Source organism: Streptomyces tropicalis (assembly GCF_029269835.1).
Classification (GTDB): domain Bacteria; phylum Actinomycetota; class Actinomycetes; order Streptomycetales; family Streptomycetaceae; genus Streptomyces; species Streptomyces tropicalis.
The window spans coordinates 435,577-459,405 of sequence record NZ_JARJBB010000001.1 but is presented as its reverse complement, the minus strand read 5'-3'; the positions used below and the strand labels follow the sequence as shown (position 1 = coordinate 459,405).

General features: G+C 72.9%; 23 protein-coding genes. 12 read left to right on the top strand and 11 right to left on the bottom strand.

What is annotated here, in order from left to right:
* Positions 1–93 precede the first annotated feature (93 nt).
* The gene (gene era, locus P3H78_RS02060; RefSeq protein ID WP_276106965.1) at positions 94–1,047 is read left to right on the top strand and encodes a GTPase Era; all 954 of its coding nucleotides are present in this window, start codon (positions 94–96) and stop codon (positions 1,045–1,047) included.
* A 79-nt stretch (positions 1,048–1,126) separates the two neighbouring features.
* Here era and P3H78_RS02055 read toward each other — a convergent pair whose 3' ends face one another.
* From P3H78_RS02055 to P3H78_RS02040, 4 genes are all read right to left on the bottom strand, one after another.
* The gene (locus tag P3H78_RS02055; RefSeq protein ID WP_276106964.1) at positions 1,127–2,410 is read right to left on the bottom strand and encodes an MFS transporter; all 1,284 of its coding nucleotides are present in this window, start codon (positions 2,408–2,410) and stop codon (positions 1,127–1,129) included.
* The gene (locus tag P3H78_RS02050; protein WP_276106963.1) at positions 2,407–3,711 is read right to left on the bottom strand and encodes a GH1 family beta-glucosidase; all 1,305 of its coding nucleotides are present in this window, start codon (positions 3,709–3,711) and stop codon (positions 2,407–2,409) included. Before P3H78_RS02050 ends, P3H78_RS02055 begins: the two co-directional genes overlap by 4 nt.
* Positions 3,712–3,782: 71 nt before the next feature.
* Positions 3,783–4,049, bottom strand: coding sequence for a protealysin inhibitor emfourin (locus P3H78_RS02045; RefSeq protein ID WP_276106962.1), 267 nt, complete (start codon positions 4,047–4,049; stop codon positions 3,783–3,785).
* Between the two features lie 21 nt (positions 4,050–4,070).
* Positions 4,071–5,141, bottom strand: coding sequence for a M4 family metallopeptidase (locus P3H78_RS02040; protein WP_276106961.1), 1,071 nt, complete (start codon positions 5,139–5,141; stop codon positions 4,071–4,073).
* A 359-nt stretch (positions 5,142–5,500) separates the two neighbouring features.
* Here P3H78_RS02040 and leuA point away from each other — a divergent pair, with 359 nt between their 5' ends.
* Together leuA and P3H78_RS02030 are read left to right on the top strand one after the other, a co-directional pair.
* Positions 5,501–7,222 (top strand): 2-isopropylmalate synthase, encoded by a 1,722-nt coding sequence (leuA, locus tag P3H78_RS02035; protein ID WP_276106960.1) that lies wholly within the window; start codon positions 5,501–5,503, stop codon positions 7,220–7,222.
* A gap of 184 nt (positions 7,223–7,406) precedes the next feature.
* Positions 7,407–8,102 (top strand): TerB family tellurite resistance protein, encoded by a 696-nt coding sequence (locus P3H78_RS02030; RefSeq protein WP_276106959.1) that lies wholly within the window; start codon positions 7,407–7,409, stop codon positions 8,100–8,102.
* A 37-nt stretch (positions 8,103–8,139) separates the two neighbouring features.
* On the opposite strand, the gene P3H78_RS02025 is transcribed toward P3H78_RS02030, so the two are convergent.
* Positions 8,140–8,364 carry a hypothetical protein gene (locus P3H78_RS02025; protein ID WP_276106958.1) on the bottom strand — a complete coding sequence of 75 codons (225 nt, stop codon included), beginning with the start codon at positions 8,362–8,364 and terminating at the stop codon, positions 8,140–8,142.
* Positions 8,365–8,738: 374 nt separating this feature from the next.
* Here P3H78_RS02025 and P3H78_RS02020 point away from each other — a divergent pair, with 374 nt between their 5' ends.
* From P3H78_RS02020 to P3H78_RS02005, 4 genes are read left to right on the top strand one after another with little or no spacing between them, the layout of a single operon-like run.
* Positions 8,739–9,359: a DUF1266 domain-containing protein gene (locus tag P3H78_RS02020; RefSeq protein WP_276107325.1), complete on the top strand. Its 621-nt coding sequence runs from the start codon at positions 8,739–8,741 to the stop codon at positions 9,357–9,359.
* Between the two features lie 22 nt (positions 9,360–9,381).
* Positions 9,382–10,131 (top strand): DNA repair protein RecO, encoded by a 750-nt coding sequence (gene recO, locus P3H78_RS02015; RefSeq protein ID WP_276106957.1) that lies wholly within the window; start codon positions 9,382–9,384, stop codon positions 10,129–10,131.
* A gap of 26 nt (positions 10,132–10,157) precedes the next feature.
* Positions 10,158–10,997: an isoprenyl transferase gene (locus P3H78_RS02010; protein WP_276106956.1), complete on the top strand. Its 840-nt coding sequence runs from the start codon at positions 10,158–10,160 to the stop codon at positions 10,995–10,997.
* Between the two features lie 22 nt (positions 10,998–11,019).
* Positions 11,020–11,553 (top strand): YcxB family protein, encoded by a 534-nt coding sequence (locus P3H78_RS02005; protein ID WP_276106955.1) that lies wholly within the window; start codon positions 11,020–11,022, stop codon positions 11,551–11,553.
* 10 nt (positions 11,554–11,563) lie between these two features.
* On the opposite strand, the gene P3H78_RS02000 is transcribed toward P3H78_RS02005, so the two are convergent.
* Genes P3H78_RS02000 through P3H78_RS01985 form a run of 4 tightly spaced genes read right to left on the bottom strand, consistent with a single transcriptional unit; the run spans position 11,564 to position 14,749 of the window.
* Entirely contained in the window at positions 11,564–11,980 is a 417-nt protein-coding gene (locus P3H78_RS02000) for a Fur family transcriptional regulator (protein WP_276106954.1), read from the bottom strand.
* A 59-nt stretch (positions 11,981–12,039) separates the two neighbouring features.
* A complete protein-coding gene (locus tag P3H78_RS01995; RefSeq protein WP_276106953.1) occupies positions 12,040–12,957 on the bottom strand; it encodes a metal ABC transporter permease in 918 nt (305 codons plus the stop codon).
* Positions 12,957–13,769, bottom strand: a complete 813-nt coding sequence (locus tag P3H78_RS01990) for a metal ABC transporter ATP-binding protein (protein ID WP_276106952.1) — start codon at positions 13,767–13,769, stop codon at positions 12,957–12,959. The genes P3H78_RS01995 and P3H78_RS01990 overlap by 1 nt, the downstream gene beginning before the upstream one ends.
* 17 nt (positions 13,770–13,786) lie before the next feature.
* Positions 13,787–14,749 (bottom strand): metal ABC transporter substrate-binding protein, encoded by a 963-nt coding sequence (locus P3H78_RS01985; protein WP_276106951.1) that lies wholly within the window; start codon positions 14,747–14,749, stop codon positions 13,787–13,789.
* Positions 14,750–14,967: 218 nt separating this feature from the next.
* On the opposite strand from P3H78_RS01985, the gene P3H78_RS01980 reads away from it, so the two are divergent.
* From P3H78_RS01980 to P3H78_RS01970, 3 genes are all read left to right on the top strand, one after another.
* Positions 14,968–16,350: a glycine--tRNA ligase gene (locus P3H78_RS01980; RefSeq protein ID WP_276106950.1), complete on the top strand. Its 1,383-nt coding sequence runs from the start codon at positions 14,968–14,970 to the stop codon at positions 16,348–16,350.
* Positions 16,351–16,537: 187 nt separating this feature from the next.
* A complete protein-coding gene (locus P3H78_RS01975) occupies positions 16,538–17,542 on the top strand; it encodes an aldo/keto reductase (protein ID WP_276106949.1) in 1,005 nt (334 codons plus the stop codon).
* 26 nt (positions 17,543–17,568) lie between these two features.
* Complete coding sequence (locus tag P3H78_RS01970; protein ID WP_276106948.1) at positions 17,569–18,156, top strand: TetR/AcrR family transcriptional regulator; 588 nt, start codon at positions 17,569–17,571, stop codon at positions 18,154–18,156.
* A 378-nt stretch (positions 18,157–18,534) separates the two neighbouring features.
* Here P3H78_RS01970 and P3H78_RS01965 read toward each other — a convergent pair whose 3' ends face one another.
* Positions 18,535–19,965 (bottom strand): MFS transporter, encoded by a 1,431-nt coding sequence (locus tag P3H78_RS01965; RefSeq protein ID WP_276106947.1) that lies wholly within the window; start codon positions 19,963–19,965, stop codon positions 18,535–18,537.
* Positions 19,966–20,066: 101 nt separating this feature from the next.
* Here P3H78_RS01965 and P3H78_RS01960 point away from each other — a divergent pair, with 101 nt between their 5' ends.
* Complete coding sequence (locus tag P3H78_RS01960) at positions 20,067–20,966, top strand: helix-turn-helix transcriptional regulator (protein WP_438827891.1); 900 nt, start codon at positions 20,067–20,069, stop codon at positions 20,964–20,966.
* Positions 20,967–21,015: 49 nt separating this feature from the next.
* On the opposite strand, the gene P3H78_RS01955 is transcribed toward P3H78_RS01960, so the two are convergent.
* Positions 21,016–22,470 (bottom strand): MFS transporter, encoded by a 1,455-nt coding sequence (locus P3H78_RS01955; RefSeq protein ID WP_276106946.1) that lies wholly within the window; start codon positions 22,468–22,470, stop codon positions 21,016–21,018.
* Between the two features lie 161 nt (positions 22,471–22,631).
* Between P3H78_RS01955 and dusB the strand changes: the two genes are divergently transcribed.
* The gene (dusB, locus tag P3H78_RS01950) at positions 22,632–23,786 is read left to right on the top strand and encodes a tRNA dihydrouridine synthase DusB (protein ID WP_276106945.1); all 1,155 of its coding nucleotides are present in this window, start codon (positions 22,632–22,634) and stop codon (positions 23,784–23,786) included.
* The last annotated feature ends 43 nt before the right edge of the window (positions 23,787–23,829 follow it).

The window sequence follows — 23,829 nt, the reverse complement described above, 5'->3', positions numbered from 1 at the left end:
TCGTGTTGCCGGTGGGTTACCGGAACCTCACGGTGGCAGGGGTGCGGGGCAGGCGGTGCGGCGGGGCCCCGGGGATCAGGGACAATGGGCGCCATGAGCGTTCGTACCCAGTCATCCGAGCAGCCCGCCGAGGCTGTCCACCGGGCCGGCTTCGCCTGCTTCGTGGGCCGCCCCAACGCGGGCAAGTCCACCCTCACGAACGCTCTGGTCGGGCAGAAGGTGGCCATCACCTCCAACCGCCCCCAGACCACGCGGCACACCGTGCGCGGCATCGTGCACCGGCCCGAAGCGCAGCTGATCCTGGTGGACACCCCGGGCCTGCACAAGCCGCGCACCCTGCTCGGCGAGCGGCTCAACGACGTGGTCCGCGCCACATGGGCGGAGGTCGACGTGATCGGCTTCTGCCTGCCCGCCGACCAGAAGATCGGCCCCGGTGACCGCTTCATCGCCAAGGAGCTCGCCGGGATCAGGAAGACGCCCAAGGTCGCCATCGTCACGAAGACCGACCTGGTGGACTCCAAGACGCTCGCCGAGCAGCTCATCGCCATCGACCAGCTCGGCCAGGAACTCGGGATCACCTGGGCGGAGATCGTGCCGGTGTCGGCGACCGCGAACCAGCAGGTGGACCTGCTGGCGGACCTGCTGATCCCGCTGATGCCCGAGGGGCCCGCGCTCTACCCCGAGGGCGACCTGACGGACGAGCCCGAGCAGGTCATGGTGGCCGAGCTGATCCGGGAGGCGGCGCTGGAGGGCGTGCGGGACGAGCTGCCGCACTCGATCGCGGTGGTGGTCGAGGAGATGCTGCCCCGCGAGGACCGCCCCGCGGACAAGCCGCTGCTCGACATCCACGCCAACGTGTTCATCGAGCGGCCCAGCCAGAAGGGCATCATCATCGGCCCCAAGGGGAAGCGGCTCAAGGACGTCGGCATCAAGTCCCGCCGGCAGATCGAGGCGCTGCTGGGCACGCCGGTCTTCCTGGACCTGCACGTGAAGGTGGCCAAGGACTGGCAGCGGGACCCCAAGCAGCTGCGCCGGCTGGGCTTCTAGCCCCCGACGCCTCCAGCCCCCGCCCTCTCCGGCCCCCGCCCCGGCCGTGCGCGACCCGCACGCGGGGCGGAACCGGGGCTCAGTCCACTCCCCGGATCCGGCCCACCAGCAGTGCCCCGGCCACTGCGGCGGCCGCCGCCAGCAGGTACAGCACGCGGTAGCCGCCGAGGTGGGTCACCACCGGCGCGGCCAGCGCGGGCGCCGCGACCTGTGGCAGGGCGTTGGCCACGTTGATCACGCCGAGGTCCTTGCCGCGGTCCGGGGCCGCCGGCAGGACGTCCGTCATCAGCGCGAAGTCGACGGACGTGAACACCCCGAAGCCGACGCCCAGCACGGCCGCGGCCACCACGGCCCCGGGCCACGTCGGCCACACGGCCAGGGCCGCCGTCGCGGCCGCCATCAGCACGCCCGAGGCGACCACGAACGGCTTGCGGCGGCCCACCCGGTCCGACCAGACGCCCCCGGCCACCACCGTCGCCAGCAGCGTGGCGCCGTTCACCGCGGTGAGCACCAGCACCCCGCGGCCCGGGTCGCCGTAGCGGATCCGGTCCCGCAGGTAGTACAGCAGGTAGAGCAGGACCAGCGCATTGCTCAGGTTGACCAGGAAGCGGGTCAGCCACGCCCAGGCCAGGTCCGGATGACGACGCGGGGAGAGCAGGAACCCGGCGAGGAAGCCGCGCCAGGACCACGCGGGCCGGTCCGCCGCCGCCAGCCGCAGGTCCCGGTGGAGCAGCAGGTACGGCAGCACGCCCGCCACCGTGAAGACCGCGCACGCCGCGTACCCGGCCGCCACCCCGCCGGCCAGGGTCGCCAGGCCCGTGCCGCCGACCACCCCGAGCAGCTGCGCCGCCCCAAGCCAGCCGCCCACCGCGCCCCGCCGGCTCCGCGGCACCCGGTCCGGCACCGCCGCCGTCACCGCCGCGAAGGCGGCGTTCAGCGTCAGCTGTACCAGGCACCAGCCGGCCGCCATCGTCACCGGCCCGCGTGCGCCCGCGAGCAGCAGCAGCGACAGTGCGCCGCCGGCCGTGCCGGCCGCGATCCACGGGGTGCGGCGGCCGCAGCGGGCCGTCGTGCGGTCCGACAGCGCCCCGAAGAACGGGTTCGCCACCAGCGACACCGCCGCGCCCGCGGCCGTCACCCAGGCCAGCAGTGCCTCCTTCTGCATTCCCGTGCCGGGGGCGAAGTCGCCCGCCTGCCGGGCCAGGAGGATCTGCAGCGGGCCGTACCAGCCGACCCAGATCGCCCCGTTGGCCAGCGCCAGTGCGGCCGTCCAGCCCCGGCCGACCGGTGCCACGGGCTCGGCGAGCGCGGCCGGCGCGACCGGCCGGACGGGCGGGGCCGGTTCGGCCCCGGCCGAGGTCACCCCTGGGCCCGCAGGACGTCCCGGAACCACGCGTACGACGCCTTCGGGGTCCGCTCCAGCGTCGCGAAGTCGACGTGCACGAGGCCGAAGCGGCGCGCGTAGCCCTCCGCCCACTCGAAGTTGTCGAGCAGCGACCACACGAAGTAGCCGCGCACGTCCACGCCCGCCTCCAGCGCCCGGTGCAGCGCGCGCAGATGGCCGTCGAGGTAGGCGATGCGCTCCTGGTCGTCGACGCCCTCGTACGAGCAGCCGTTCTCGGTGACGACCACGGGCGGCAGCCGCTCGCCGTAGCGGTCCCGGAAGCCGGTGAGCAGCTCGGTCAGCCCCTCCGGGACCACGGGCCAGCCGAAGTCGGTGACCGGGCGGTCCTCGATCTCGTGCAGCGAGAAGGGCAGCTCCGCCGGCAGGGTCACCCCGCCGAAGCTGCTCTGCGTGCCCTGCGGGGCACCGACCCGGGTGGGCGCGTAGTAGTTGACGCCGTACCAGTCGAGCGGCTCGGCGATCACCTTGAGGTCGGCCTCGACGTCCCCGGGCATCAGCGCGCCGAGCCCGGACGGGTAGCTGCCGAGCAGCAGCGGCTCGCAGAACAGGCGGTTCAGCAGGGTGTCGTAGAAGTCGGCCGCCGCCAGGTCGGCGGGGGCGGTGGAGGCGGGCCAGGTCGGGCCGTGCGAGTTGGCGATGCCCACGTCGGTGGCGCCGGCCGCGCGCAGCGCCCGGACCGCCAGGCCGTGGGCGAGGAGCTGGTGGTGGGCCACCGGCAGCGCGTCGAACAGCAGCCGCCTGCCGGGCGCGTGCACGCCCAGCGCATGGCCCAGCAGGGTGTGCTCGGCGGGCTCGTTGAGGGTGATCCAGGTCGGCACCCGGTCGCCGAGGCGCTCGGCCACCACGGCCACGTGGTCCGCGAACCGGGCCGCGGTGTCCCGCTCCAGCCAGTCCAGCCCGGCCGGCAGGTCCCAGTGGAACAGCGTCGGCACCGGGCGCACGCCGGCCGCGCCCAGCTCGTCCACCAGCCGGTCGTAGAAGTCCAGGCCGCCGGGGGAGTTCACCCGGGGCCAGGAGACGGAGAACCGGTACGCGTTCACGCCGAGGCCGGCCAGCAGCGCCACGTCCTCGCCGTACCGGTGGTAGTGGTCGCAGGCCACCGCCGCGGTCGAGCCGTCCTTCACCCGGCCCGGTTCGGCCGTGAACTCGTCCCACACCGAGGGCGCGCGCCGGTCCGCCGCGCCCTCGATCTGGTGGGCCGAGGTCGACACGCCCCACAGGAAGCCGGCCGGGAAGCGGGGCATCGGTTTCGTCGCCATGCGCGGATCATCCGTACCGGCGGTAACGGAAGTCAACGTCCATGCATCACAACGGAGTTGTTCCTCCGCGCCTACGCACCCTCCTTGAGCACCCTGGTGATCAGTTCGCGCTGGTCCCCGGTGAGCCGGGGGTCGGCCGCGTGGACGGTCCGGCCGTCCACGGTGATCTCGTACCGGAAGCCGTCGGGAACCCCCTCGGGGGGCGTGTCCCGGCCGGCGGCCAGTGCCCGCTCGGCCAGGGCCTGCCACTCGGGGGCGTCGGCCAGGCCGGAGGTGTCCACCTCGGCCTGGCGCTCGATGCCCGCGAACCCTCCACTGCGCCTCACTCGAATTCGCATGGGTCCGTGTCTAGTACGGATCTACAGTGTCCGCACCCCGACCTCCTCCCACGCCTTCTGCACGGCCTGGAGTTCGTCGCCCGCGCCGTACCGCTCGCGCGCCGCCTTCACGGTGAGGGTCGCGAAGTCCGCGAACTGCGCGTCCTGTTGCAGCGCGCCGCCGGTCAGCACGTCGTACCAGACCTGGCCGGCCCGCTCCCAGGCGTTGCCGCCGAGGGCGGTGGCCGCCAGGTAGAAGGCGTGGTTGGGGATGCCGGAGTTGATGTGCACACCGCCGTTGTCGCTGCCGGTGCGGACGTAGCCGTCCATGCTCGCGGGCTGCGGGTCCTTGCCGAGGACGTCGTCGTCGTAGGCCGTGCCGGGCGCCCTCATCGAGCGCAGCGCGGTGCCGGTGACCCGCGGGGCGAGCAGCCCGGCGCCGATCAGCCAGTCGGCGTCGGTCGCGCTCTGGTGGAGCGTGTACTGCTTGATCAGCGAGCCGAAGACGTCCGAGAGCGACTCGTTGAGGGCGCCGGACTGGCCGAAGTAGTCCAGGTTGGCGGTGTGCTGGGTGACGCCGTGGGTCAGCTCGTGGCCGATGACGTCGACCGGGATGGTGAAGTCGAGGAAGATCTCGCCGTCGCCGTCGCCGAACACCATCTGCTCGCCGTTCCAGAAGGCGTTGTTGTACTTCTCGTCGTAGTGGACCGTCGCGTCCAGGGGCAGCCCGCTGCCGTCGATGGAGTCGCGGCCGTACGCGGTGAGGTACAGCTCGAAGGTGGCGCCGAGGCCGGCGTAGGCGCGGTTGACGGTGGCGTCCTGGACGGCGCCCTGGCCCTCGGCGCGGACCTTCGTGCCGGGCAGGTCGGTGCCGTGGGCCGCGTCGTAGACGGTGCGGTGCGGCTGCGCGGGCTGCCTGCCCGCGGGCGCGGCGACGGAGGGCGCCCCGACGACGGTGGTCAGCCGGCGGTGGGTGCGCTCGTAGGCGTCGCGCTCCAGGGTGCGGCGGGCCGGGCCGGCGAGCGCGGAGTCCCCGTGCCGGGCGAGGCGGTCGAGGACGTGGGGCGGCACGATCGTGCAGAAGACGGGCTCGAAGCCCCCGTGGGTCGTCATGCCCGGCACCCTTGCACTCGGTGACCGGTCTGTCACTACCCGCAACCTTGATTGGTGAAATATCGGGGCACTCAGGGTGACGTTCCGTGACGGAATGGTAGGGGGCCGGATCCCGTGTGGCATGGCGCACCTTTAGTCCCATTCATCCCCTTGGTTTCGCATACTGGGACGGGCCCGCCCGTCCGGGGCGGCTCGGCTAGGCTGCGGAGCATCATGCGTTTCGGGCTGCTTCTTCTTAGCTGCCGCGGCGAGGGCCTGTAGTCGAGGCCGGCTCCCTCCCCGCGGAGTGTGGTGTTGCGCCGTCGGCCGGCCATCCGGACCCCGCGGACCCGCGGACATCTCGAGGAGCCCACGCAATCATGGCGAACCGCCAGCAGCCCAGTTCCCTGCCGATCCACAAGTACGGCCGGTACGAGCAGGTCGACATCCCCGACCGCACCTGGCCGGAGAAGCGGATCACCACCGCCCCCCGCTGGCTCTCCACCGACCTGCGCGACGGCAACCAGGCGCTGATCGACCCGATGTCGCCCGCCCGCAAGCGCGCCATGTTCGACCTGCTGGTCAAGCTGGGCTACAAGGAGATCGAGATCGGCTTCCCGGCCTCCGGGCAGACCGACTTCGACTTCGTGCGGTCGATCATCGAGGAGGAGGGCGCGATCCCGGACGACGTCACGGTCTCCGTGCTGACCCAGGCGCGCGAGGACCTGATCGAGCGGACCGTGGAGTCGCTGCAGGGCGCCCGCCGCGCCACCGTCCACCTCTACAACGCCACCGCCCCGGTCTTCCGCCGGGTCGTCTTCCGCGGCTCCAAGGACGACATCAAGCAGATCGCCGTCGACGGCACCCGCCTGGTGATGGAGTACGCCGAGAAGCTGCTGGGCCCGGAGACCGAGTTCGGCTACCAGTACAGCCCGGAGATCTTCACCGACACCGAGCTGGACTTCGCCCTGGAGGTCTGCGAGGCGGTGATGGACGTCTACCAGCCCGGCCCGGGCCGCGAGATCATCCTGAACCTGCCCGCCACCGTCGAGCGCTCGGCGCCGTCCACGCACGCGGACCGCTTCGAGTGGATGCACCGCAACCTCTCCCGCCGCGAGCACGTCTGCCTGTCCGTCCACCCGCACAACGACCGCGGCACCGCCGTGGCCGCCGCCGAGCTGGCCGTGATGGCAGGCGCCGACCGCGTCGAGGGCTGCCTGTTCGGCCAGGGCGAGCGCACCGGCAACGTCGACCTGGTCACCCTGGGCATGAACCTCTTCTCCCAGGGCGTCGACCCGCAGATCGACTTCTCCGACATCGACGACATCCGCCGTACGTGGGAGTACTGCAACCAGATGGAGGTCCACCCGCGCCACCCGTACGTGGGCGACCTGGTCTACACGTCCTTCTCCGGTTCCCACCAGGACGCCATCAAGAAGGGCTTCGACGCCATGGAGGCCGACGCCGCGGCCAAGGGTGTCACCGTCGACGACATCGAGTGGGCCGTCCCGTACCTGCCCATCGACCCCAAGGACGTCGGCCGCTCCTACGAGGCGGTCATCCGCGTCAACTCGCAGTCCGGCAAGGGCGGCGTGGCCTACGTGCTGAAGAACGAGCACAAGCTGGACCTGCCGCGCCGGATGCAGATCGAGTTCTCGAAGATCATCCAGGCCCGGACCGACGCCGAGGGCGGCGAGGTCACGCCGCGGGACATCTGGTCGGCCTTCCAGGACGAGTACCTGCCGAACCCGGACAACCCCTGGGGCCGCATCCAGGTCCGCACCGGCCAGTCCACCACCGACACCGACGGCGTGGACACCCTCACCGTGGAGGCCACGGTCGACGGCGAGGACACCGTCCTGACCGGCTCCGGCAACGGTCCGATCTCGGCCTTCTTCGACGCCCTGCAGAGCCTGGGCGTCGACGTACGCCTCCTGGACTACCAGGAGCACACGATGAGCGAGGGCGCCTCCGCACAGGCCGCCTCCTACATCGAGTGCGCCATCGAGGACAAGGTCCTGTGGGGCATCGGCATCGATGCGAACACGACGCGTGCGTCGCTGAAGGCGGTCGTCTCCGCCGTCAACCGCGCCACGCGCTGACCACTCTGATCAGTGGTTTCAGGGCCCCGGCCGCCCGCAGTGGCGGCCGGGGCCCCGTCGTATCTCGGCCACGGATGCGTGGAGGTCACGGAAAGGTCTCGTCCGAGGTGCTGACTCCGCCTCACCGATGTGGCTAACATCACGCCAGCGCGGCGATGAAGCCGTGGGGCTACGGAGGTGCGACGTGCTGCCTGGACGGGGACGAGACGGCCATGCGGCCCGGCACGCGTGCGTGCTGGGCGTCCGGACCGCGTGGTCGGCCGTCGGCGACGGCGAGTTCTACTGCCCGGGCTGCGGCGGCGACCGCAACTACCAGCGGCTCAGCGGACGCCGGCGCTTCACCGTCCTCGGCGTGCCCCTGCTGCCGCGCGGTGCGGCCGGGCCCGTCGTCGAGTGCGCCGACTGCCGGAGCCGCTACGGCACCGAGGTCCTGGACCATCCGACCACCCTGCGCTTCTCCGCGATGCTCCGGGACGCCGTGCACACCGTCGCCCTCGCCGTCCTGTCCGCGGGCGGCACCTGTGCGCGCCCGGCACTGGAGGCCGCCGCCACCGCGGTGCGCGCCGCCGGGTTCGACGACTGCACCGAGGAACAACTGGCCACCCTGGTCGAGGCGGTGGCCGCGGACACCGGGCGGGTCCACGAGCGGCCGTGCGGCCCGGGGCTGAACATAGAGCTGCACGAGGCGCTCGACCCGCTGGCCCCGCACCTCGCCCCCGCGGGCCGCGAGTCGGTCCTGCTCCAGGGCGCCCGCATCGCCCTGGCCGACGGCCCGTACACCCCCGCCGAGCGGGACGTCCTGGCCACGGTCGGCGCGGCGCTGACCATCTGCGCGGACGACGTCGGCCGACTGCTCGCGGCGGCGCGGACGCCGTCCTGACGCGGTCCGCGCACGGCCACGCCCTCCGGGCTGTGGGTCAGTGCCGGCACCTCTCCCGCAACCGCCTGCCCGCCTCGCGAGCACTGGCGTTGCGTTCGTCCCGGAGCCGGCCCGGCACCAGCAGGAGCGGCGCCCCGGCCGACGCGAACGGGAATGCGCGGTCCCACGGCGTCCCGTTGCGTCCGAACCGGAACACCAGCACACGGACGGCGTAGCAGAACAGCAGTGTCGACAGCAGCTTCCACGCCTTCGGCGGCTTCATCCGGTCCGGGTATCCGGCTCCGGTGACGGCATGGTGGGCGCGTCTCAGGCGCCTCGGGGGAGCGGCGGGGGCTCCGGAAGGGGCAGGCCGGCGTCCGCTGTTCTCCGGAGCAGCCCGGGAGCCGCCAGGTGCTTGCCCACGTGCTCCGTCTTTTCCGGCGCCGGCGGGGTCTGCGGGTCCGCCGTGGCCGGTCGCCGGGGCCGCGGCCCCGGATCCACTGGAGGCCGCGGTCCACCCCGTACGCCGACCTGCGCAGCCGGGGTGAAGGTTCCTCGAAGATCTCATGGGCACGGGCGCGCGCTCCTGCCGTAGGGTGCGGGCGCATGGGGTCGTGGAACGTGTCGACGTTGTCGAGTCTGCCCGGTCTGTCTCGCATGGCGCGGTGGCGGCGGCCGCGGGCCAGTCGCCGGTACCCCGTCCCGCTCACCCTGCACCAGCTGTGGATGGTCTCGTTGAGCGCGCCGGTCGGCCGCGGCCCGAAGGCCTCGCGGACCACCCTCCACCCGCTCAGGCGGATCGACGACGACAGCGCCCGGCGTTGGCTGGCCGACCAGTGGGAGATCATCTCCCGTCAGGAGCTGGCCGGCCGGCTCGACTGGCTGGCGCGCACCGGCTATCGCGCGCGGGCCCACGGGCTGCTCGGCGTCTCGCCGCTGGCCTGGGACGCCGCCCTGTACGTCGACATCTCCCGCCGGGGCTTCGCCGCCGGGCTGATCACCGAGGCCGACGCCTGGACGGCCCTGAAGAACATCGTGCCGTCGGTCGCGGGGACCTACGGCTCCTGGCAGGAATACGCCGACCACTACCTGCTGGGGCGGAAGGTGTGGCGGGACGGCCTCAGGAGCCCCGGCGGCGGTGCCTCCGAGCCCGGTCGCCCCGCCCCGCAGGCCGTCGCGGACGCCCATCTGCGCTCCCTGCTGGACCCGGCGAACCGGGCCAGCCCCTGGAATCTCGCGCCTTGGGACGTCATACGTCACCCCGACCGCCCGCGCTGACCCCGTACGCGACAATGGGGCCATGAGCCTGTTCCGCGACGACGGCATCGTGCTGCGCACCCAGAAGCTGGGTGAGGCGGACCGGATCATCACGCTGCTCACCCGCGGTCACGGCCGGGTACGGGCCGTGGCTCGCGGGGTGCGCCGCACCAAGTCGAAGTTCGGCGCCCGGCTGGAGCCCTTCTCCCACGTCGACGTGCAGTTCTTCGCCCGCGGAAGCGAACTGGTGGGCCGCGGGCTGCCGCTGTGCACGCAGAGCGAGACCATCGCCCCCTACGGCGGCGGGATCGTCACCGACTACGCCCGCTACACCGCCGGCACGGCGATGCTGGAGACCGCCGAGCGGTTCACCGACCACGAGGGCGAGCCGGCCGTCCAGCAGTACCTGCTGCTCGTGGGCGGACTGCGCACCCTCGCCCGGGGCGAGCACGCGCCGCACCTCGTGCTCGACGCCTTCCTGCTCCGGTCGCTGGCCGTCAACGGCTACGCGCCGAGCTTCGGCGACTGCGCCCGGTGCGGCATGCCCGGCCCGAACCGGTTCTTCTCGGTGGCCTCGGGCGGCTCCGTCTGCGCCGACTGCCGGGTGCCCGGCAGCGTCGTACCCTCGCCGCAGGCCCTGGAGCTGCTCGGCGCGCTCCTCACGGGAGACTGGGAGACCGCGGACGCCTGCGAGCCGCGGCACGTCCGGGAGGGCAGCGGGCTGGTGTCCGCCTACCTGCACTGGCACATGGAGCGCGGGCTGCGCTCGCTGCGCTACGTAGAGAAGTCCTGAAACACACACGAGGAGACGAGGAGCACATGGTGGTACGCGGGATCCTGGGACGCCGGCGCCGTGAGTACAGGGCGCCGGAGCCGCACCCGTCCGGCGCCCGCGCGCCCAAGCTTCCGGGCGAGCTCGTCCCGCGGCACGTGGCGATCGTCATGGACGGCAACGGCCGCTGGGCCAAGGAGCGCGGCCTGCCCCGCACCGAGGGCCACAAGGTCGGTGCCGAGCGGGTCCTGGACGTCCTCCAGGGCGCGATCGAGATGGGCGTCGGCAGCATCTCCCTGTACGCCTTCTCCACCGAGAACTGGAAGCGCTCGCCGGACGAGGTCCGCTTCCTGATGAACTTCAACCGCGACTTCATCCGCAAGACCCGCGACCAGCTCGACGAACTCGGCATCCGGGTGCGCTGGGTGGGCCGCATGCCCAAGCTGTGGAAGTCGGTCGCCAAGGAGCTCCAGATCGCCCAGGAGCAGACCAAGGACAACGACCGGCTCACCCTGTACTTCTGCATGAACTACGGCGGCCGCGCCGAGATCGCCGACGCGGCCCGGGCGCTCGCCGAGGACGTCGCCGCGGGCCGCCTCGACCCGTCGAAGGTCGGCGAGAAGACCCTCGCGAAGTACCTGTACTACCCGGACATGCCGGACGTGGACCTGTTCCTGCGCCCGAGCGGCGAGCAGCGCACCTCCAACTACCTGCTCTGGCAGAGCGCGTACGCCGAGATGGTCTTCCAGGACGTGCTGTGGCCGGACTTCGACCGGCGCGACCTGTGGCGGGCGTGCGTGGAGTTCGCCTCCCGCGACCGCCGCTTCGGCGGTGCGATCCCCAACGAGGAACTCCTCGCCATGGAGGGCCGCTCCGAGGAGGGTTGAGGGCCCGGTACGATCCCGCCCCATGGTCATGGACATGGGGCGGGACGCCGGGCAGGGCGTGGTCGAGCTGGAGTACCGGCCGACGGGGAAGGACTTCACGGCCGCGCTGCGCCAGCGCAGCCGGATCGCGCGGTCCCGGCGGGCGCAGAAACTGTCGGTCCTGCTGGCGGCCGTCGTCTTCGCCATCGAGGTCGCCCAGGCGCTGACCGGCGGGGGCGTCCACTGGTTCCCGATGCTCTGGGCGCCGTGCTTCGTGCTGCTGCTGGTCGCCTCGCCGTGGTTGCAGGGCCGCCAGTTCCTGAAGCTCGCCGCACGCAACGGCACGTTCCGCGTCACCGTGTCGGACGCCGGTGTGACGGTGGCCACCGAGCACAGCACCACGTCGATCGGCTGGCCCGCCCAGCCCCGCTACCGGGAGACCCCGGAGATCTTCGTGACCTTCAGCGACGACAAGAACGCCAGCTGCTTCACGGTCCTGCCCAAGCGGGGCCTGCAGGACCCCGCCGACGCGGACCGGCTGCGGGAGATCCTGGACCGCCACCTGACCCGGGCGTGAGGCGCCGGCTTCAGGTGCCGGACGCCGCGCACTCCGCGCAGGTGCCGAAGATCTCGACCGTGTGCGCCACGTTGACGTAGCCGTGCTCGGCGGCGATCGCCTCGGCCCACTTCTCCACGGCCGGGCCCTCCACCTCGACGGCCCGGCCGCAGGCGCGGCACACGAGGTGGTGGTGGTGCTCGCCGGACGAGCAGCGGCGGTAGACCGACTCGCCCTCGGAGGTGCGCAGGACGTCGACCTCACCGGCCTCGGCGAGGGACTGCAGGGTGCGGTAGACCGTGGTCAGGCCGACCGAGTCGCCCTTGTGCTTCAGCATGTCGTGCAGGTCCTGCGCGCTGCGGAACTCGTCGACCTCGTCGAGGGCCGCCGCGACTGCGGCGCGCTGCCGGGTGGCGCGGCCCTTCACGGGCGGTCCTGCGGTCGTCACGGGATGCCTCCTTGCGTCTGCGCCTGCCGGGCCATTGTGCCAGCCCGGACCGGGTGCGGTCAGGCGCCGGCCTCCTCCGCGGCGCCGCGGGTGGCCGGAATCGTGCACCCCGCCGGGTCCGCGGCGGGCCGCGCCGCGGCGGGCCGCGCCGCGGCGGCCGGCCGCGCTCGCCGGCGGGCCGGCGGCGCGGACAGCGCCGTCAGTGCCACGAACGCGGCGATGGCCAGCAGCACGATCGTCGCGCCCGGCGGCACGTCCTGGTAGTACGAGGTGACCGTGCCGCCGATCGTGACGCTCACGCCGATCGCCACGGCGATCGCGAAGGTGGCGGCGAAGCTGCGGCCGAGCTGCTGCGCGGCGGCCACCGGCACCACCATCAGGGCGGAGACCAGCAGCAGGCCGACCACCCGCATCGCGACCGTCACGGTGACCGCCGCGGTGACGGCCGTGAGCAGGTTCAGCGCGCGCACCGGAAGCCCGGTCACCCGCGCGAACTCCTCGTCCTGGCTCACCGCGAAGAGCTGGCGGCGCAGGCCCAGGGTGACCGCGACGACGAACGCGGCGAGCAGGCAGATCGCCGTCACGTCGGAGGGGGAGACCGTCGACAGCGAGCCGAAGAGGTACGAGGTCAGGTTGGCGTTGGAGCCGCCGGGCGCGAGGTTGACGAACAGCACGCCGCCGGACATCCCGCCGTAGAAGAGCATCGCCAGGGCGATGTCGCCGCGGGTGCGGCCGTACCAGCGGATCAGTTCCATGAGGAGGGCGCCGGCCACGGAGACGGCCGTCGCCGTCCACACAGGGGAGGCGGACAGCAGGAAGCCGAGGCCGACGCCCGTCATCGCGACGTGGCCGATGCCGTCGCCCATCAGGGACTGCCGGCGCTGCACCAGGTAGATGCCGATGGCGGGGGCGGTGACGCCGACCAGGACGGCGGCCAGCAGGGCCCGCTGCATGAGGGCGTAGTTCAGGAAGTCCATCAGCTCAGCGGTCCCGTGCGGATCGGTGCGGCGCCGGAGGCGTCGTGCGGGTGTACGTGGTCGTGGCCCGGCTGGGGGTACCCCCTGCTCGAACGAAGTGGAGAGCTCGGGGGAATGTCGGCACTGGCCCTCGGCGGCGGGCCGTCGTGCAGGACGCAGCCGTCGCGCAGGACGACGGCCCGGTCGATCAGCGGCTCCAGCGGGCCCAGCTCGTGCAGGACGAGCAGCACCGCCGTCCCGCGGCCGACCTCCTCGCGCAGGGTGTGCGCGAGCACCTCCTGGCTGGCGAGGTCCACGCCCGCCATCGGCTCGTCCATGATCAGCAGCTCGGGTTCGACGGCGAGCGCGCGGGCGATCAGCACCCGCTGGTGCTGGCCGCCGGAGAGCGCGGTGACCGGGTCCTTCGCCCGGTCCGCCATGCCCACCCGCTCCAGCGCCTCCCGGACGGCCGCGCGGTCGGCGCCGCGGAAGAGGCCGAAGCGGGTGCGCGCGAGCCGGCCCGCGGAGACGATCTCGGTGACCGTCGCCGGGACGCCGCCCTCGGTGGTGGTGCGCTGCGGGACGTATCCGACGCGGGCCCAGTCGCGGAAGCGGCCGAGCGGGGTGCCGAAGAGTGCGACCTCGCCCGCGGTGACGGGCACCTGGCCGATGGCGCTGCGCACGGCGGTCGACTTGCCGGAGCCGTTGGCGCCGAGCAGGGCGACGACCTCGCCGCGGCGCACCGCGAGGTCGATGCCGCGCAGGACCGGGCGCGAGCCCAGTTCGGCGCGGACGCCGCGCAGGGACACGACGGTGTCGTCCTGACGTTCCATGCTGTCCTCCGTGCCGGTCACGAGGTGCCCAGGGCCTTGCGCAGGGCCTGGAGATTGGCGTCCATGACCTGGATGTAGTCACGGCCGCGGGAATGCGCGGTGATGCCCTCGAGCGGGTCGAGGACGTCGGTGTGCAGGTGTGTGTCGCGGGCGACGGTCCGGGCGGTGCGGTCGCTGAGGAGCGTCTCGTGGAAGACGGTGGTGACGCCGTCGGCCTCCGCCATCGACTCCAGCTCCCGCACCCGGGCCACGCTGGGCTCCGACTCGGGGTCCAGGCCGTTGACGGCCTCCTCGGTCAGGCCGTAGCGCTCGGCGAGGTAGCCGAAGGCGGCGTGCGTGGTGATGAAGACCTTGCTCCGGGTGTGCCGCAGTCCGGTCCGGTAGCGGGCGTCGAGGTCGTCGAGGCGCTTCACCAGGGCCGCGGTGCGCGTGCGGTAGTCGGCCGCGTGGGCCGGGTCGGCCTTCGCGAGGGCGGCGCCGACGCCCCGGGCGATCTGCGCGTAGCGCAGCGGGTCGAGCCAGACGTGCGGGTCGCGGCCGCCGGTCTCCTCGTCGGGTGCGGTGTCGTGGGCGGCCGCGTGGCCGCCCACCTCGGTGCCGTGGTTCTCCAGCGTGGTGAGCGAGGCGGCGTCGATCTTCGTCCGGATCCCGGACTGGGCGACGGCGTCGTCGATGGAGGGCTGCAGGCCCTTGAGGTAGAGGACGGCGTCGGACTCCTCCATGCGCGCGGCCTGCCGGGCGCTGATCTCCAGGTCGTGCGGCTCCTGGCCTGGTTCGGTGAGCGTGGTGACGTGCACGTGGGCGCCGCCGATCTGCTCGGCGAGGTAGGCCATCGGATAGAAGGACGCCACCACGTCGAACCGGCCCGGGGGGCCGTCCGCGGCGCCGGCGGCGGCCGAGCAGGCGGAGAGGGACCCGAGGCCGAGCGCGAGGGCGGCCGCGGCCGCGGTGCCGGTGAGGAGACGGCGTCCTATGTTCATGACAGTCATTTTCATCAAACATGGAAACCGTTGTCAACAAGCTGTCCGTGATGTCCCCTGTCCCCGGTTGTCCGGGATCCCTGCACCGACCTTGCACCGACCTTGCACGGTCGTGGACCGGCACCGATTTGGTTGAGGGGGAGCCCCCGCCGGTACGCTGAAGCATTCGCTCTGAAGCGTCTCGCTTCGTCGCCCGTCGTCGTAATGAAGAGAGCACCGTGGCCGCCGACAAGATCGACACCATCGTCAGCCTGAGCAAGCGCCGTGGCTTCGTATTCCCCTGCAGTGAGATCTACGGCGGCCAGCGCGCCGCGTGGGACTACGGGCCCCTGGGTGTCGAGCTCAAGGAGAACCTCAAGCGCCAGTGGTGGCGTTACATGGTGACGTCGCGCGAGGACGTGGTCGGTATCGACTCGTCCGTGATCCTGGCCTCCGAGGTCTGGGTCGCCTCCGGTCACGTCGCCACCTTCACGGACCCGCTCACCGAGTGCACCGCGTGCCACAAGCGGTTCCGCGCGGACCACCTGGAGGAGGCCTACGAGGCGAAGCACAAGCGCCTCCCGGAGAACGGCCTGGCGGACGTCAACTGCCCGAACTGCGGCAACAAGGGCCAGTTCACCGAGCCCAAGCAGTTCTCCGGCCTGCTCTCCACCCACCTCGGCCCGACCCAGGACTCCGGCTCCGTCGCCTACCTGCGCCCCGAGACCGCCCAGGGCATCTTCACCAACTTCGCCCAGGTGCAGACCACTTCGCGCCGCAAGCCGCCGTTCGGCATCGCGCAGATGGGCAAGTCCTTCCGCAACGAGATCACGCCCGGCAACTTCATCTTCCGCACCCGCGAGTTCGAGCAGATGGAGATGGAGTTCTTCGTCAAGCCGGGCGAGGACGAGGAGTGGCAGGAGTACTGGATGCAGCAGCGCTGGAACTGGTACACCGGCCTGGGCCTGCGCGAGGAGAACATGCGCTGGTACGAGCACCCCAAGGAGAAGCTCTCCCACTACTCCAAGCGCACCGCCGACATCGAGTACCGCTTCAGCTTCGGCGGCAACGAGTGGGGCGAGCTGGAGGGTGTGGCCAACCGCACGGACTACGACCTCGGCGCCCACGCCAAGGCCTCCGGCCAGGACCTCTCCTACTTCGACCAGGAGGCCGGCGAGCGCTGGACGCCGTACGTCATCGAGCCCGCGGCCGGTGTCGGCCGTGCGATGCTCGCCTTCCTCCTCGACGCCTACGTCGAGGACGAGGCGCCCAACGCCAAGGGCAAGATGGAGAAGCGCACGGTGCTGCGCCTGGACCACCGCCTGGCCCCGGTGAAGGTCGCGGTGCTCCCGCTGTCCCGCAACCCGGAGCTGTCCCCGAAGGCCAAGGGCCTCGCCCAGGCGCTGCGGCAGCACTGGAACATCGAGTTCGACGACGCGGGCGCCATCGGCCGCCGCTACCGCCGCCAGGACGAGATCGGCACGCCGTTCTGCGTGACGGTCGACTTCGACACCCTCGAGGACAACGCGGTCACCGTCCGCGAGCGCGACACCATGAAGCAGGAGCGCGTGTCCCTCGACCAGATCGAGGGCTACCTGGCCAGCCGCCTGATCGGCTGCTGACCGTCGACGACGCCGCCGACGCCGGGCGGGCCGGAGCGACTCCGGCCCGCCCGGCGTTTTTTCGTGCCCGCGTCCGGGGTCGTGCGGCACCATGTGACAACTGACAGAAATTGAAATCTGTCAGTTGTCATGCGAAGGTGGGTACCCGCCGGAACACCCACCGGACCCGCAGTCCAAGGAGCCCCTCATGGACACCCGCCCCCTCGGCACCACCGGCCCCCAGGTCTCCGCGCTCGGCCTCGGCTGCATGGGCATGTCCGCGCTGTACGGCGACGCGGACCGGGCCGAGTCCGTCGCCACCGTCCACGCCGCCCTCGACGCCGGCGTCACCCTGCTGGACACCGGCGACTTCTACGCCATGGGCCACAACGAGATGCTGGTCGGCGAGGCCCTGCGGACCGCACCCGCCGCGCTGCGCGAACAGGCCCTGCTCAGCGTCAAGTTCGGCGCGCTGCGCGACCCGGCCGGCAACTGGATCGGCTACGACGGCCGGCCGGCCGCCGTGCGCAACTTCGCCGCGTACTCGCTCCAGCGTCTCGGCGTCGACCACATCGACGTCTACCGGATCGCCCGGGTCGACCCCGGCGTACCGATCGAGGAGACCGTCGGCGCCATCGCGGACCTCGTGCAGCAGGGCTACGTACGGCACATCGGCCTGAGCGAGGTGGGCGCCGACACCGTGCGCCGGGCCGCGGCCACCGCGCCGATCGCGGACCTCCAGATCGAGTACTCGCTCGTCTCCCGCGGCATCGAGGACCGGATCCTGCCGGCCACCCGCGAACTGGGCATCGGCATCACGGCCTACGGAGTGCTCTCCCGCGGCCTGATCTCGGGGCACTTCGGCCGCGACCGGCAGCTCGCCGCCCACGACTTCCGCGCCCACTCGCCCCGCTTCCAGGGCGACAACCTCCAGCGCAACCTCGACCTCGTCGACGCCCTGCGCAAGGTCGCCGAGCAGAAGGGCGTCACGGTCGCACAGATCGCCATCGCCTGGGTGCTCTCCCGGGGCGAGGACATCGTGCCCCTGATCGGCGCGCGCACCCGCGAACGGCTCGGGGAGGCCCTCGGCGCCCTGGAGATCTCCCTCGACGAGGCCGACCTCGCGGCGATCGAGGAGGCCGTGCCGGCCGGAGCCGCCGCGGGCGACCGCTACCCGCAGGCGCAGATGGCACACCTCGACAGCGAACGCTGACCCGGGCGCCGGGTACGGTCTAGGGCATGGCCCCCACCGCCGAGACCCTGACCGCCGAGCGCATCCTCGAAGCGACCGAGGAGGTGCTGCGCCGCCACGGCCCGGCGAAGGCCACCGTGGTGGACGTGGCCCGCGCGCTCGGCGTCAGCCACGGCACCGTCTACCGCCACTTCCGAACCAAGGCGGCGCTGCGGGAGGCGGTGACGAAGCGCTGGCTGGACCGCACCTCCGAGGCGCTGGCCGGCATCGCCGCCGGGGACCGTGCCCCCGAGGAGCGGCTGCGCGCCTGGTTCACCGGCCTGTTCGAGGCCAAGCGCCGCAAGGCCGGCGGCGACCCGGAGCTGTTCGCCACGTACTCGGTGCTCACCGGGGAGAACGGCGCCGCGGTCGGCGAGCACATCGACGACCTGACCGCCCAGCTGACCCGGATCGTCCGGGCCGGCACCGACAGCGGCGCCTTCACGGCCGCCGACCCCGCGGCGACCGCCCGCGCCCTCTTCCACGCCACCGGCCGCTTCCACGACCCCTGCTACGCCGGCGAGTGGCAACAGCCGGGCATCGAGGACGAGTTCACCGCGGTCCTGGACCTGCTCCTGCGCGGCCTGCGGGCCTGAGCGGCCTGCGGGCCTGAGGGGTCCGCGCGCCGCGTTGCTGGACCTGCTCCTGCGGCGGCCTTGCCGCTCTGAGCGGCCCGCGCCGTCGCGCGGTCGCCCGCCGGGAGGCGCGCATCGACGCCGTCGGGGTCGGGTCCGCCATCGGTACCCGGGTCGGCAGGATCGTGACCGTGCCGGTGGACGGGACGAGGCGGGCCGCGGTGTAGCGGCAGGCGCAGGTCGGCCGCTCCCGCGACCTGAGGGCGTGTCCGCACAGTACCGTCTGTGTCGCGGCGCCCGGCACGCTCCCCCGGGCTCTTCGAGCAGGAGGCCCCGGAGCACGCACCGGACGTCGCGACACCCGCCCTGCGGGCGAACGACGCGACTTCGCGGACATGCCTAGCCGACCGTGCGCGGCAGGCGCAGACTCAGCCCCACGGTCAGGGCCACGCCCAGCAGCTGGACGAGGAGCGCCGCCACCAGAGCGTCCCGCATGCCCAGGCGCGGGACCAGGGAGAGGAACAGCGTGCCGAGGGTGGCCACGCCGAGCGCCAGCGACGACTGCTGCGCGGTCACCATCACACCGCCGCCGACGCCGGCCCGTGCGGCCGGCACCTCCGACAGGATGATCCGGAACAGGATCGGCAGCTGCATCGACTGGCCCGCGCCCGCCACGGCCGCCCCGGGGAGCAGCGGGGCGAGCCCCAGGTGCGGCCAGTCCCGCAGCGCCGCCAGCACGATCAGGGCGAGGCCCACCGCCTGCACGATCCCGCCCGCGGTCACCACCCGGGTGCCGAAGCGGGCGACCAGCCGCGGCCCCGCCAGCGACACCAGGAAGAACGCCACGGCCATGGGGGCCAGCGCCAGGCCCGCGGGGACCGGGCCGAGCCCCGCACCCCGCTGCAGCGCCACCGCCACCACGAACATGAACCCGCTGAACCCGACGGAGAACGGCACGATCATCACCAGCCCGCGGCGCAGCGAGGTCAGCGCGAACAGGCTTGGCGGCACCAGCGGCGTACGGCCCCGGCGGTCCGCCCGGCGCTCCACCGCGTAGAAGGCGGCCGCCAGGCCGGGGAAGGCGGCCAGGGACAGCCATGTCCACAGCGGCCAGCCCGCCGCGCGGCCCTCGGTCAGCGGGACCAGCAGTGCCAGCAGGGACGCGGCGAGCAGCACCGTGCCGGGGGCGTCGATCGGCTCGGGGCGCTCGGAGCGGGTCTCGGGGACCGCCCGGGCCGCCAGCACCAGGCCGACGACCACCACGGGCACGTTCACCAGGAACACCGAGCGCCAGCCGGTACCGGCGACGTCCGCCGCGACCAGGACGCCGCCGAGGATCTGCCCGGCCACCATGGACAGGCCCGCGGTCGCGCCGTACAGGCCCATCGCCCGGGCCCGGCGCGGGCCGGACGTGGCCGCCTGGATGGTGGCCAGCACCTGCGGCAGCATCGCGGCGGCCGACGCGCCCTGCGCCACCCGCGCCGCGACCAGGGACCAGGCGCCGGGCGCCAGTCCGCACGCCAGTGAGGTCAGCCCGAAGGCCGCCATGCCCCCGAGGAAGAGCCGGCGCCGGCCGAAGAGGTCGCCGAGCCGGCCGCCGAGCACGAGGAGCACCGCGTACGCCACCCCGTACCCGGCGACGACGAGTTCGAGGACGGCCTCGCCCGCGTGCAGGTCCGTGCCGATGGTGGGCAGGGCGACGTTGACGATGAAGAAGTCGACGAGCGGCAGTGCCGCGCCGAGCAGCACCGTGAACAGTCCGGGGCCGCCGAGCAGGGGTGGCGCGGGCGGCGTCCGGACGGAGCGTGGGACGAGGGTTTCGGTGGTCACGAGGTCGAGCCTGCTCCGGCGCCCAGAGGGGTACCAGAGTCTTCCTATCCTGGTAGAAGCGGTACCTGGAAACAGGGTCCTGAGGGCGGCAGGCTGGAGGCATGACGACCATGGCACAGAGGGCACCGGAAGGGCGGACGCAGGCCCCGCGGGTCCGTGCGGCGGCGGCCTCGGAGATCCGCCGGCACGAGCTCGCCGCCTTCCTGCGCCACCGCCGCGAGCACATCGCGCCCGAGCAGGTCGGCCTGCCCCGGGGCGCCCGGCGCCGCACGCCGGGTCTGCGCCGCGAGGAGGTGGCGCACCTGTCCGCGGTCGGCGTCACCTGGTACACGTGGCTGGAGCAGGCCCGCGACATCCAGGTGTCGGTGCAGGTGCTCGACGCGCTCGCCAGGACCCTGCTGCTCGACCCCAGCGAGCGGGCGCACCTCTTCCAGCTGGCGGACGCCAGCGATCCCACCCCGGCGACCACCTGCCCGTCGGTCACGCCGGCGATGCGGGCGCTGCTCGCCCAGCTCGACCCCGTCCCGGCGTGCCTGCAGAACAGCCGGTACGACATCCTCGCCTACAACCGCACGTACTCCCTGCTGCTGTGCGACGTGGACGCGGTGCCGCCCGAGGACCGCAACTGCATGGTCCTGTCGTTCACGCACCCGGAGTGGCGCTCCTCGATCGTGCACCTGGAGGAGACCACCCGGCTCATGGCCGCCCGCTTCCGCGCCGCGATGGCCGGGCATCTCGCCGAGCCCGCCTGGAAGATGCTGCTCACGCGGCTGCGCGCGGAGTCCGCGGACTTCCGCGCGGCCTGGGACCGGCACGAGGTGGTCGGCGCCCGCACCAAGCGCAAGGAGTTCCGCAACGCCCACGTCGGACGGCTCGTCGTCGACCACACCGACCTGTGGCTCGGTCCGGCGCTCGGGCCGCGGATGGTGACGTACACGCCGGCCGACGAGGTGACGCGGGAGCGGCTGGAGAAGCTGCACGCCCTCGCCCTGTCCCGCTGAACCGTCCGGCGGGCGCCCCAGCGGTCCCGGGCGCCGGGGGACGGGGACGTCAGGAGGCCTGGGCGGGGACGCCCGCGGCCTCCCGGACCTCCGCCGACCGCAGCTGCTCGGCGGTGCGCTCGGCGGTGCCGCGGGCCCACCGGCCGGACGTCACCGCGCCGAGCGCCAGCACCAGGGCGCCGCAGCCCACCAGCACCCACCAGCCCGGCCGCGCGGCCGACACGAAGGTGTCCCGGTACGAGGAGGAGCCCACCTCGGACGCCAGCAGCGCGCCGACCACCGCGACCCCCAGGGTCTGGCCGAGCTGCCGGCTGGTCGAGGCGACGGCCGCGGCCACGCCCGCCTGGGCGCGCGGCATGCCGGAGACGGCCGTGTTGGTGATGGGCGCGTTGACGAAGCCGAAGCCGATGCCGAACAGGACGTAGCCGACGACGAGGGTGACGTCGGACGTCTCGGCCTCGAACCAGGCGAACAGGACGGCGCTCGCGGTCATCGCGCACCCCGCGACCAGCAGCGGCAGCCGCGGTCCCCGGCTGCCGACCAGCCGTCCGGACAGCGGCGCGCACAGGAACGTCGGCGCCGCCATCGGCAGCATCCACAGGCCCGCGTGCAGGGCGTCCAGGCCGCGCACGTTCTGCAGGTACAGGGTCGACAGGAAGAGGAAGCCGCCGAGCGCGGCGAAGGCGCTGACCGCGATCACGGTGGCGCCGCCGAACGGCACGGAGCGGAAGAAGCGCAGGTCGATGAGGGGTTCGGCGCGGCGCGGCTCGTAGCGGAGCAGGGCGGCCAGGGCGGCCACCGCCACGGCCGCGAAGGGCAGGACGGTGCCCGGTCCGACGTCCGGCGCCTCGATGATCGCGTAGGTGAGGGAGCCGAAGAGGGCGATGACCAGCAGCTGGCCCACGGGGTCGGGGCGGCGGGCCCGGGGGGCGCGGGACTCGGGGACGTAGCGCAGGGTGAGCAGCAGGGCGGCGAGGCCGACGGGAAGATTGACCCAGAAGATCGACCGCCAGCCGACCGACTCCACCAGCAGGCCGCCGACCAGCGGTCCGGCGGCCATGGATATGCCGACCACCGCGCCCCAGACGCCGATGGCGCGGGCGCGCTCGCGGGCGTCGGTGAAGGTGTTGGTGATGATCGACATCGCGACCGGGTTGAGCATCGAGCCGCCGACCGCCTGCACCATGCGGAAGACGACCAGCAGCTCCAGGTTCGGCGCGAGGGAGCACAGCAGCGAGCCGATGCCGAAGACGACCAGGCCGGCGGTGAACACGCGTCGGCGGCCGATGCGGTCGGCGGTGGAGCCCGCGAGCATCAGCAGCGAGGCCAGTACCAGGGTGTACGCGTCGATGGTCCACTGCAGGCCGGAGGTGGTGGCGTGCAGTTCGCGCTGCATCGAGGGCAGGGCGACGTTCAGGACGGTGTTGTCCAGGCTCACGATCAGCAGGCTCATGCAGCAGATCGCGAGCACCAGCAACCGTCGTCGGTGGCTGAGCTCGGGCATGCGTCCCATGGTACGCGGATATCGATAGTGCGGTTAACTAATGACCGATACATGGTCCGGCGCGGGCCGCGGTGCCGCGGTTCCGGGCCGCGTAACGCACGCCCCGGGCGGTTGTCCACAGGCCGCCGCGAGCACGCGGCGGCGTACGGGACAATGGAGCAATGTCCACGCCGACCGCCACCCCCGTGTCCCCGCTGCAGATCGGCCCGCACACGGTGCAGCCGCCCGTCGTGCTCGCACCGATGGCCGGGATCACCAACGCGCCCTTCCGCACCCTGTGCCGGGAGTTCAGCGGCGGCAAGGGCCTCTTCGTCAGCGAGATGATCACCACCCGCGCCCTGGTCGAGCGCAACGAGAAGACCATGCAGCTGATCCACTTCGACGCGAGCGAGAAGCCGCGCTCGATCCAGCTGTACGGCGTCGACCCGGCCACCGTCGGCAAGGCCGTCCGCATGATCGCGGAGGAGGGCCTCGCCGACCACATCGACCTGAACTTCGGCTGCCCGGTGCCCAAGGTCACCCGCAAGGGCGGCGGCTCCGCCCTGCCCTACAAGCGGCCCCTGCTGCGGGCGATCCTGCGCGAGGCCGTCACCGGCGCCGGAGACCTCCCGGTCACCATGAAGATGCGCAAGGGCGTCGACGACGACCACATCACCTACCTCGACGCCGGCCGGATCGCCGTCGAGGAGGGCGTCACCGCCGTCGCCCTGCACGGCCGCACCGCCTCCCAGCACTACGGTGGCACCGCCGACTGGGACGCGGTCGCGCGCCTGAAGGAGCACGTCCCCGAGATCCCCGTCCTCGGCAACGGCGACATCTGGTCCGCCGAGGACGCCCTGCGGATGGTCCGCGAGACCGGCTGCGACGGCGTGGTCGTGGGCCGCGGCTGCCTCGGCCGGCCGTGGCTGTTCGCCGACCTCGTGGCCGCCTTCGAGGGACGCACCGGCGACATCGCCCGTCCGGCCCTGCGCCAGGTCGCCGACGTCATGGTCCGCCACGCCACGCTGCTCGGCGAGTGGATCGGCGACGAGGCGCGCGGCGTGATCGACTTCCGCAAGCACGTCGCCTGGTACCTGAAGGGCTTCGCGGTCGGCTCCGAGATGCGCAAGCGCCTCGCGATCACCTCCTCGCTGCAGGAGCTGCGCGCCGGGCTGGACGAGCTGGACCTCGACCAGGCCTGGCCCGCCGGCGCCGACGGCCCCCGCGGCCGCACCTCCGGCAACAACCGGGTGGTCCTCCCGGACGGCTGGCTGAAGGACCCGTACGACTGCGCCGGTGTCTCGGAGGACGCCGAGCTGGACACCTCCGGGGGCTGAAGCGCCCCGGCGGCCCCCGCCCGGCGCGGCGAAGGCCCCCACC

Bases quoted from the DNA above. Each gene is read 5' to 3' on its own strand.
- era (WP_276106965.1), top strand. From the start codon at position 94: ATGAGCGTTCGTACCCAGTCATCCGAGCAGCCCGCCGAGGCTGTCCAC.
- P3H78_RS02050 (WP_276106963.1), bottom strand. From the start codon at position 3,711: ATGGCGACGAAACCGATGCCCCGCTTCCCGGCCGGCTTCCTGTGGGGC.
- P3H78_RS02045 (WP_276106962.1), bottom strand. From the start codon at position 4,049: ATGCGAATTCGAGTGAGGCGCAGTGGAGGGTTCGCGGGCATCGAGCGC.
- P3H78_RS02040 (WP_276106961.1), bottom strand. From the start codon at position 5,141: ATGACGACCCACGGGGGCTTCGAGCCCGTCTTCTGCACGATCGTGCCG.
- leuA (WP_276106960.1), top strand. From the start codon at position 5,501: ATGGCGAACCGCCAGCAGCCCAGTTCCCTGCCGATCCACAAGTACGGC.
- P3H78_RS02025 (WP_276106958.1), bottom strand. From the start codon at position 8,364: ATGAAGCCGCCGAAGGCGTGGAAGCTGCTGTCGACACTGCTGTTCTGC.
- P3H78_RS02020 (WP_276107325.1), top strand. From the start codon at position 8,739: ATGGCGCGGTGGCGGCGGCCGCGGGCCAGTCGCCGGTACCCCGTCCCG.
- recO (WP_276106957.1), top strand. From the start codon at position 9,382: ATGAGCCTGTTCCGCGACGACGGCATCGTGCTGCGCACCCAGAAGCTG.
- P3H78_RS02010 (WP_276106956.1), top strand. From the start codon at position 10,158: ATGGTGGTACGCGGGATCCTGGGACGCCGGCGCCGTGAGTACAGGGCG.
- P3H78_RS02005 (WP_276106955.1), top strand. From the start codon at position 11,020: ATGGTCATGGACATGGGGCGGGACGCCGGGCAGGGCGTGGTCGAGCTG.
- P3H78_RS01995 (WP_276106953.1), bottom strand. From the start codon at position 12,957: ATGGACTTCCTGAACTACGCCCTCATGCAGCGGGCCCTGCTGGCCGCC.
- P3H78_RS01990 (WP_276106952.1), bottom strand. From the start codon at position 13,769: ATGGAACGTCAGGACGACACCGTCGTGTCCCTGCGCGGCGTCCGCGCC.
- P3H78_RS01985 (WP_276106951.1), bottom strand. From the start codon at position 14,749: ATGAACATAGGACGCCGTCTCCTCACCGGCACCGCGGCCGCGGCCGCC.
- P3H78_RS01975 (WP_276106949.1), top strand. From the start codon at position 16,538: ATGGACACCCGCCCCCTCGGCACCACCGGCCCCCAGGTCTCCGCGCTC.
- P3H78_RS01970 (WP_276106948.1), top strand. From the start codon at position 17,569: ATGGCCCCCACCGCCGAGACCCTGACCGCCGAGCGCATCCTCGAAGCG.
- P3H78_RS01960 (WP_438827891.1), top strand. From the start codon at position 20,067: ATGACGACCATGGCACAGAGGGCACCGGAAGGGCGGACGCAGGCCCCG.
- P3H78_RS01955 (WP_276106946.1), bottom strand. From the start codon at position 22,470: ATGCCCGAGCTCAGCCACCGACGACGGTTGCTGGTGCTCGCGATCTGC.
- dusB (WP_276106945.1), top strand. From the start codon at position 22,632: ATGTCCACGCCGACCGCCACCCCCGTGTCCCCGCTGCAGATCGGCCCG.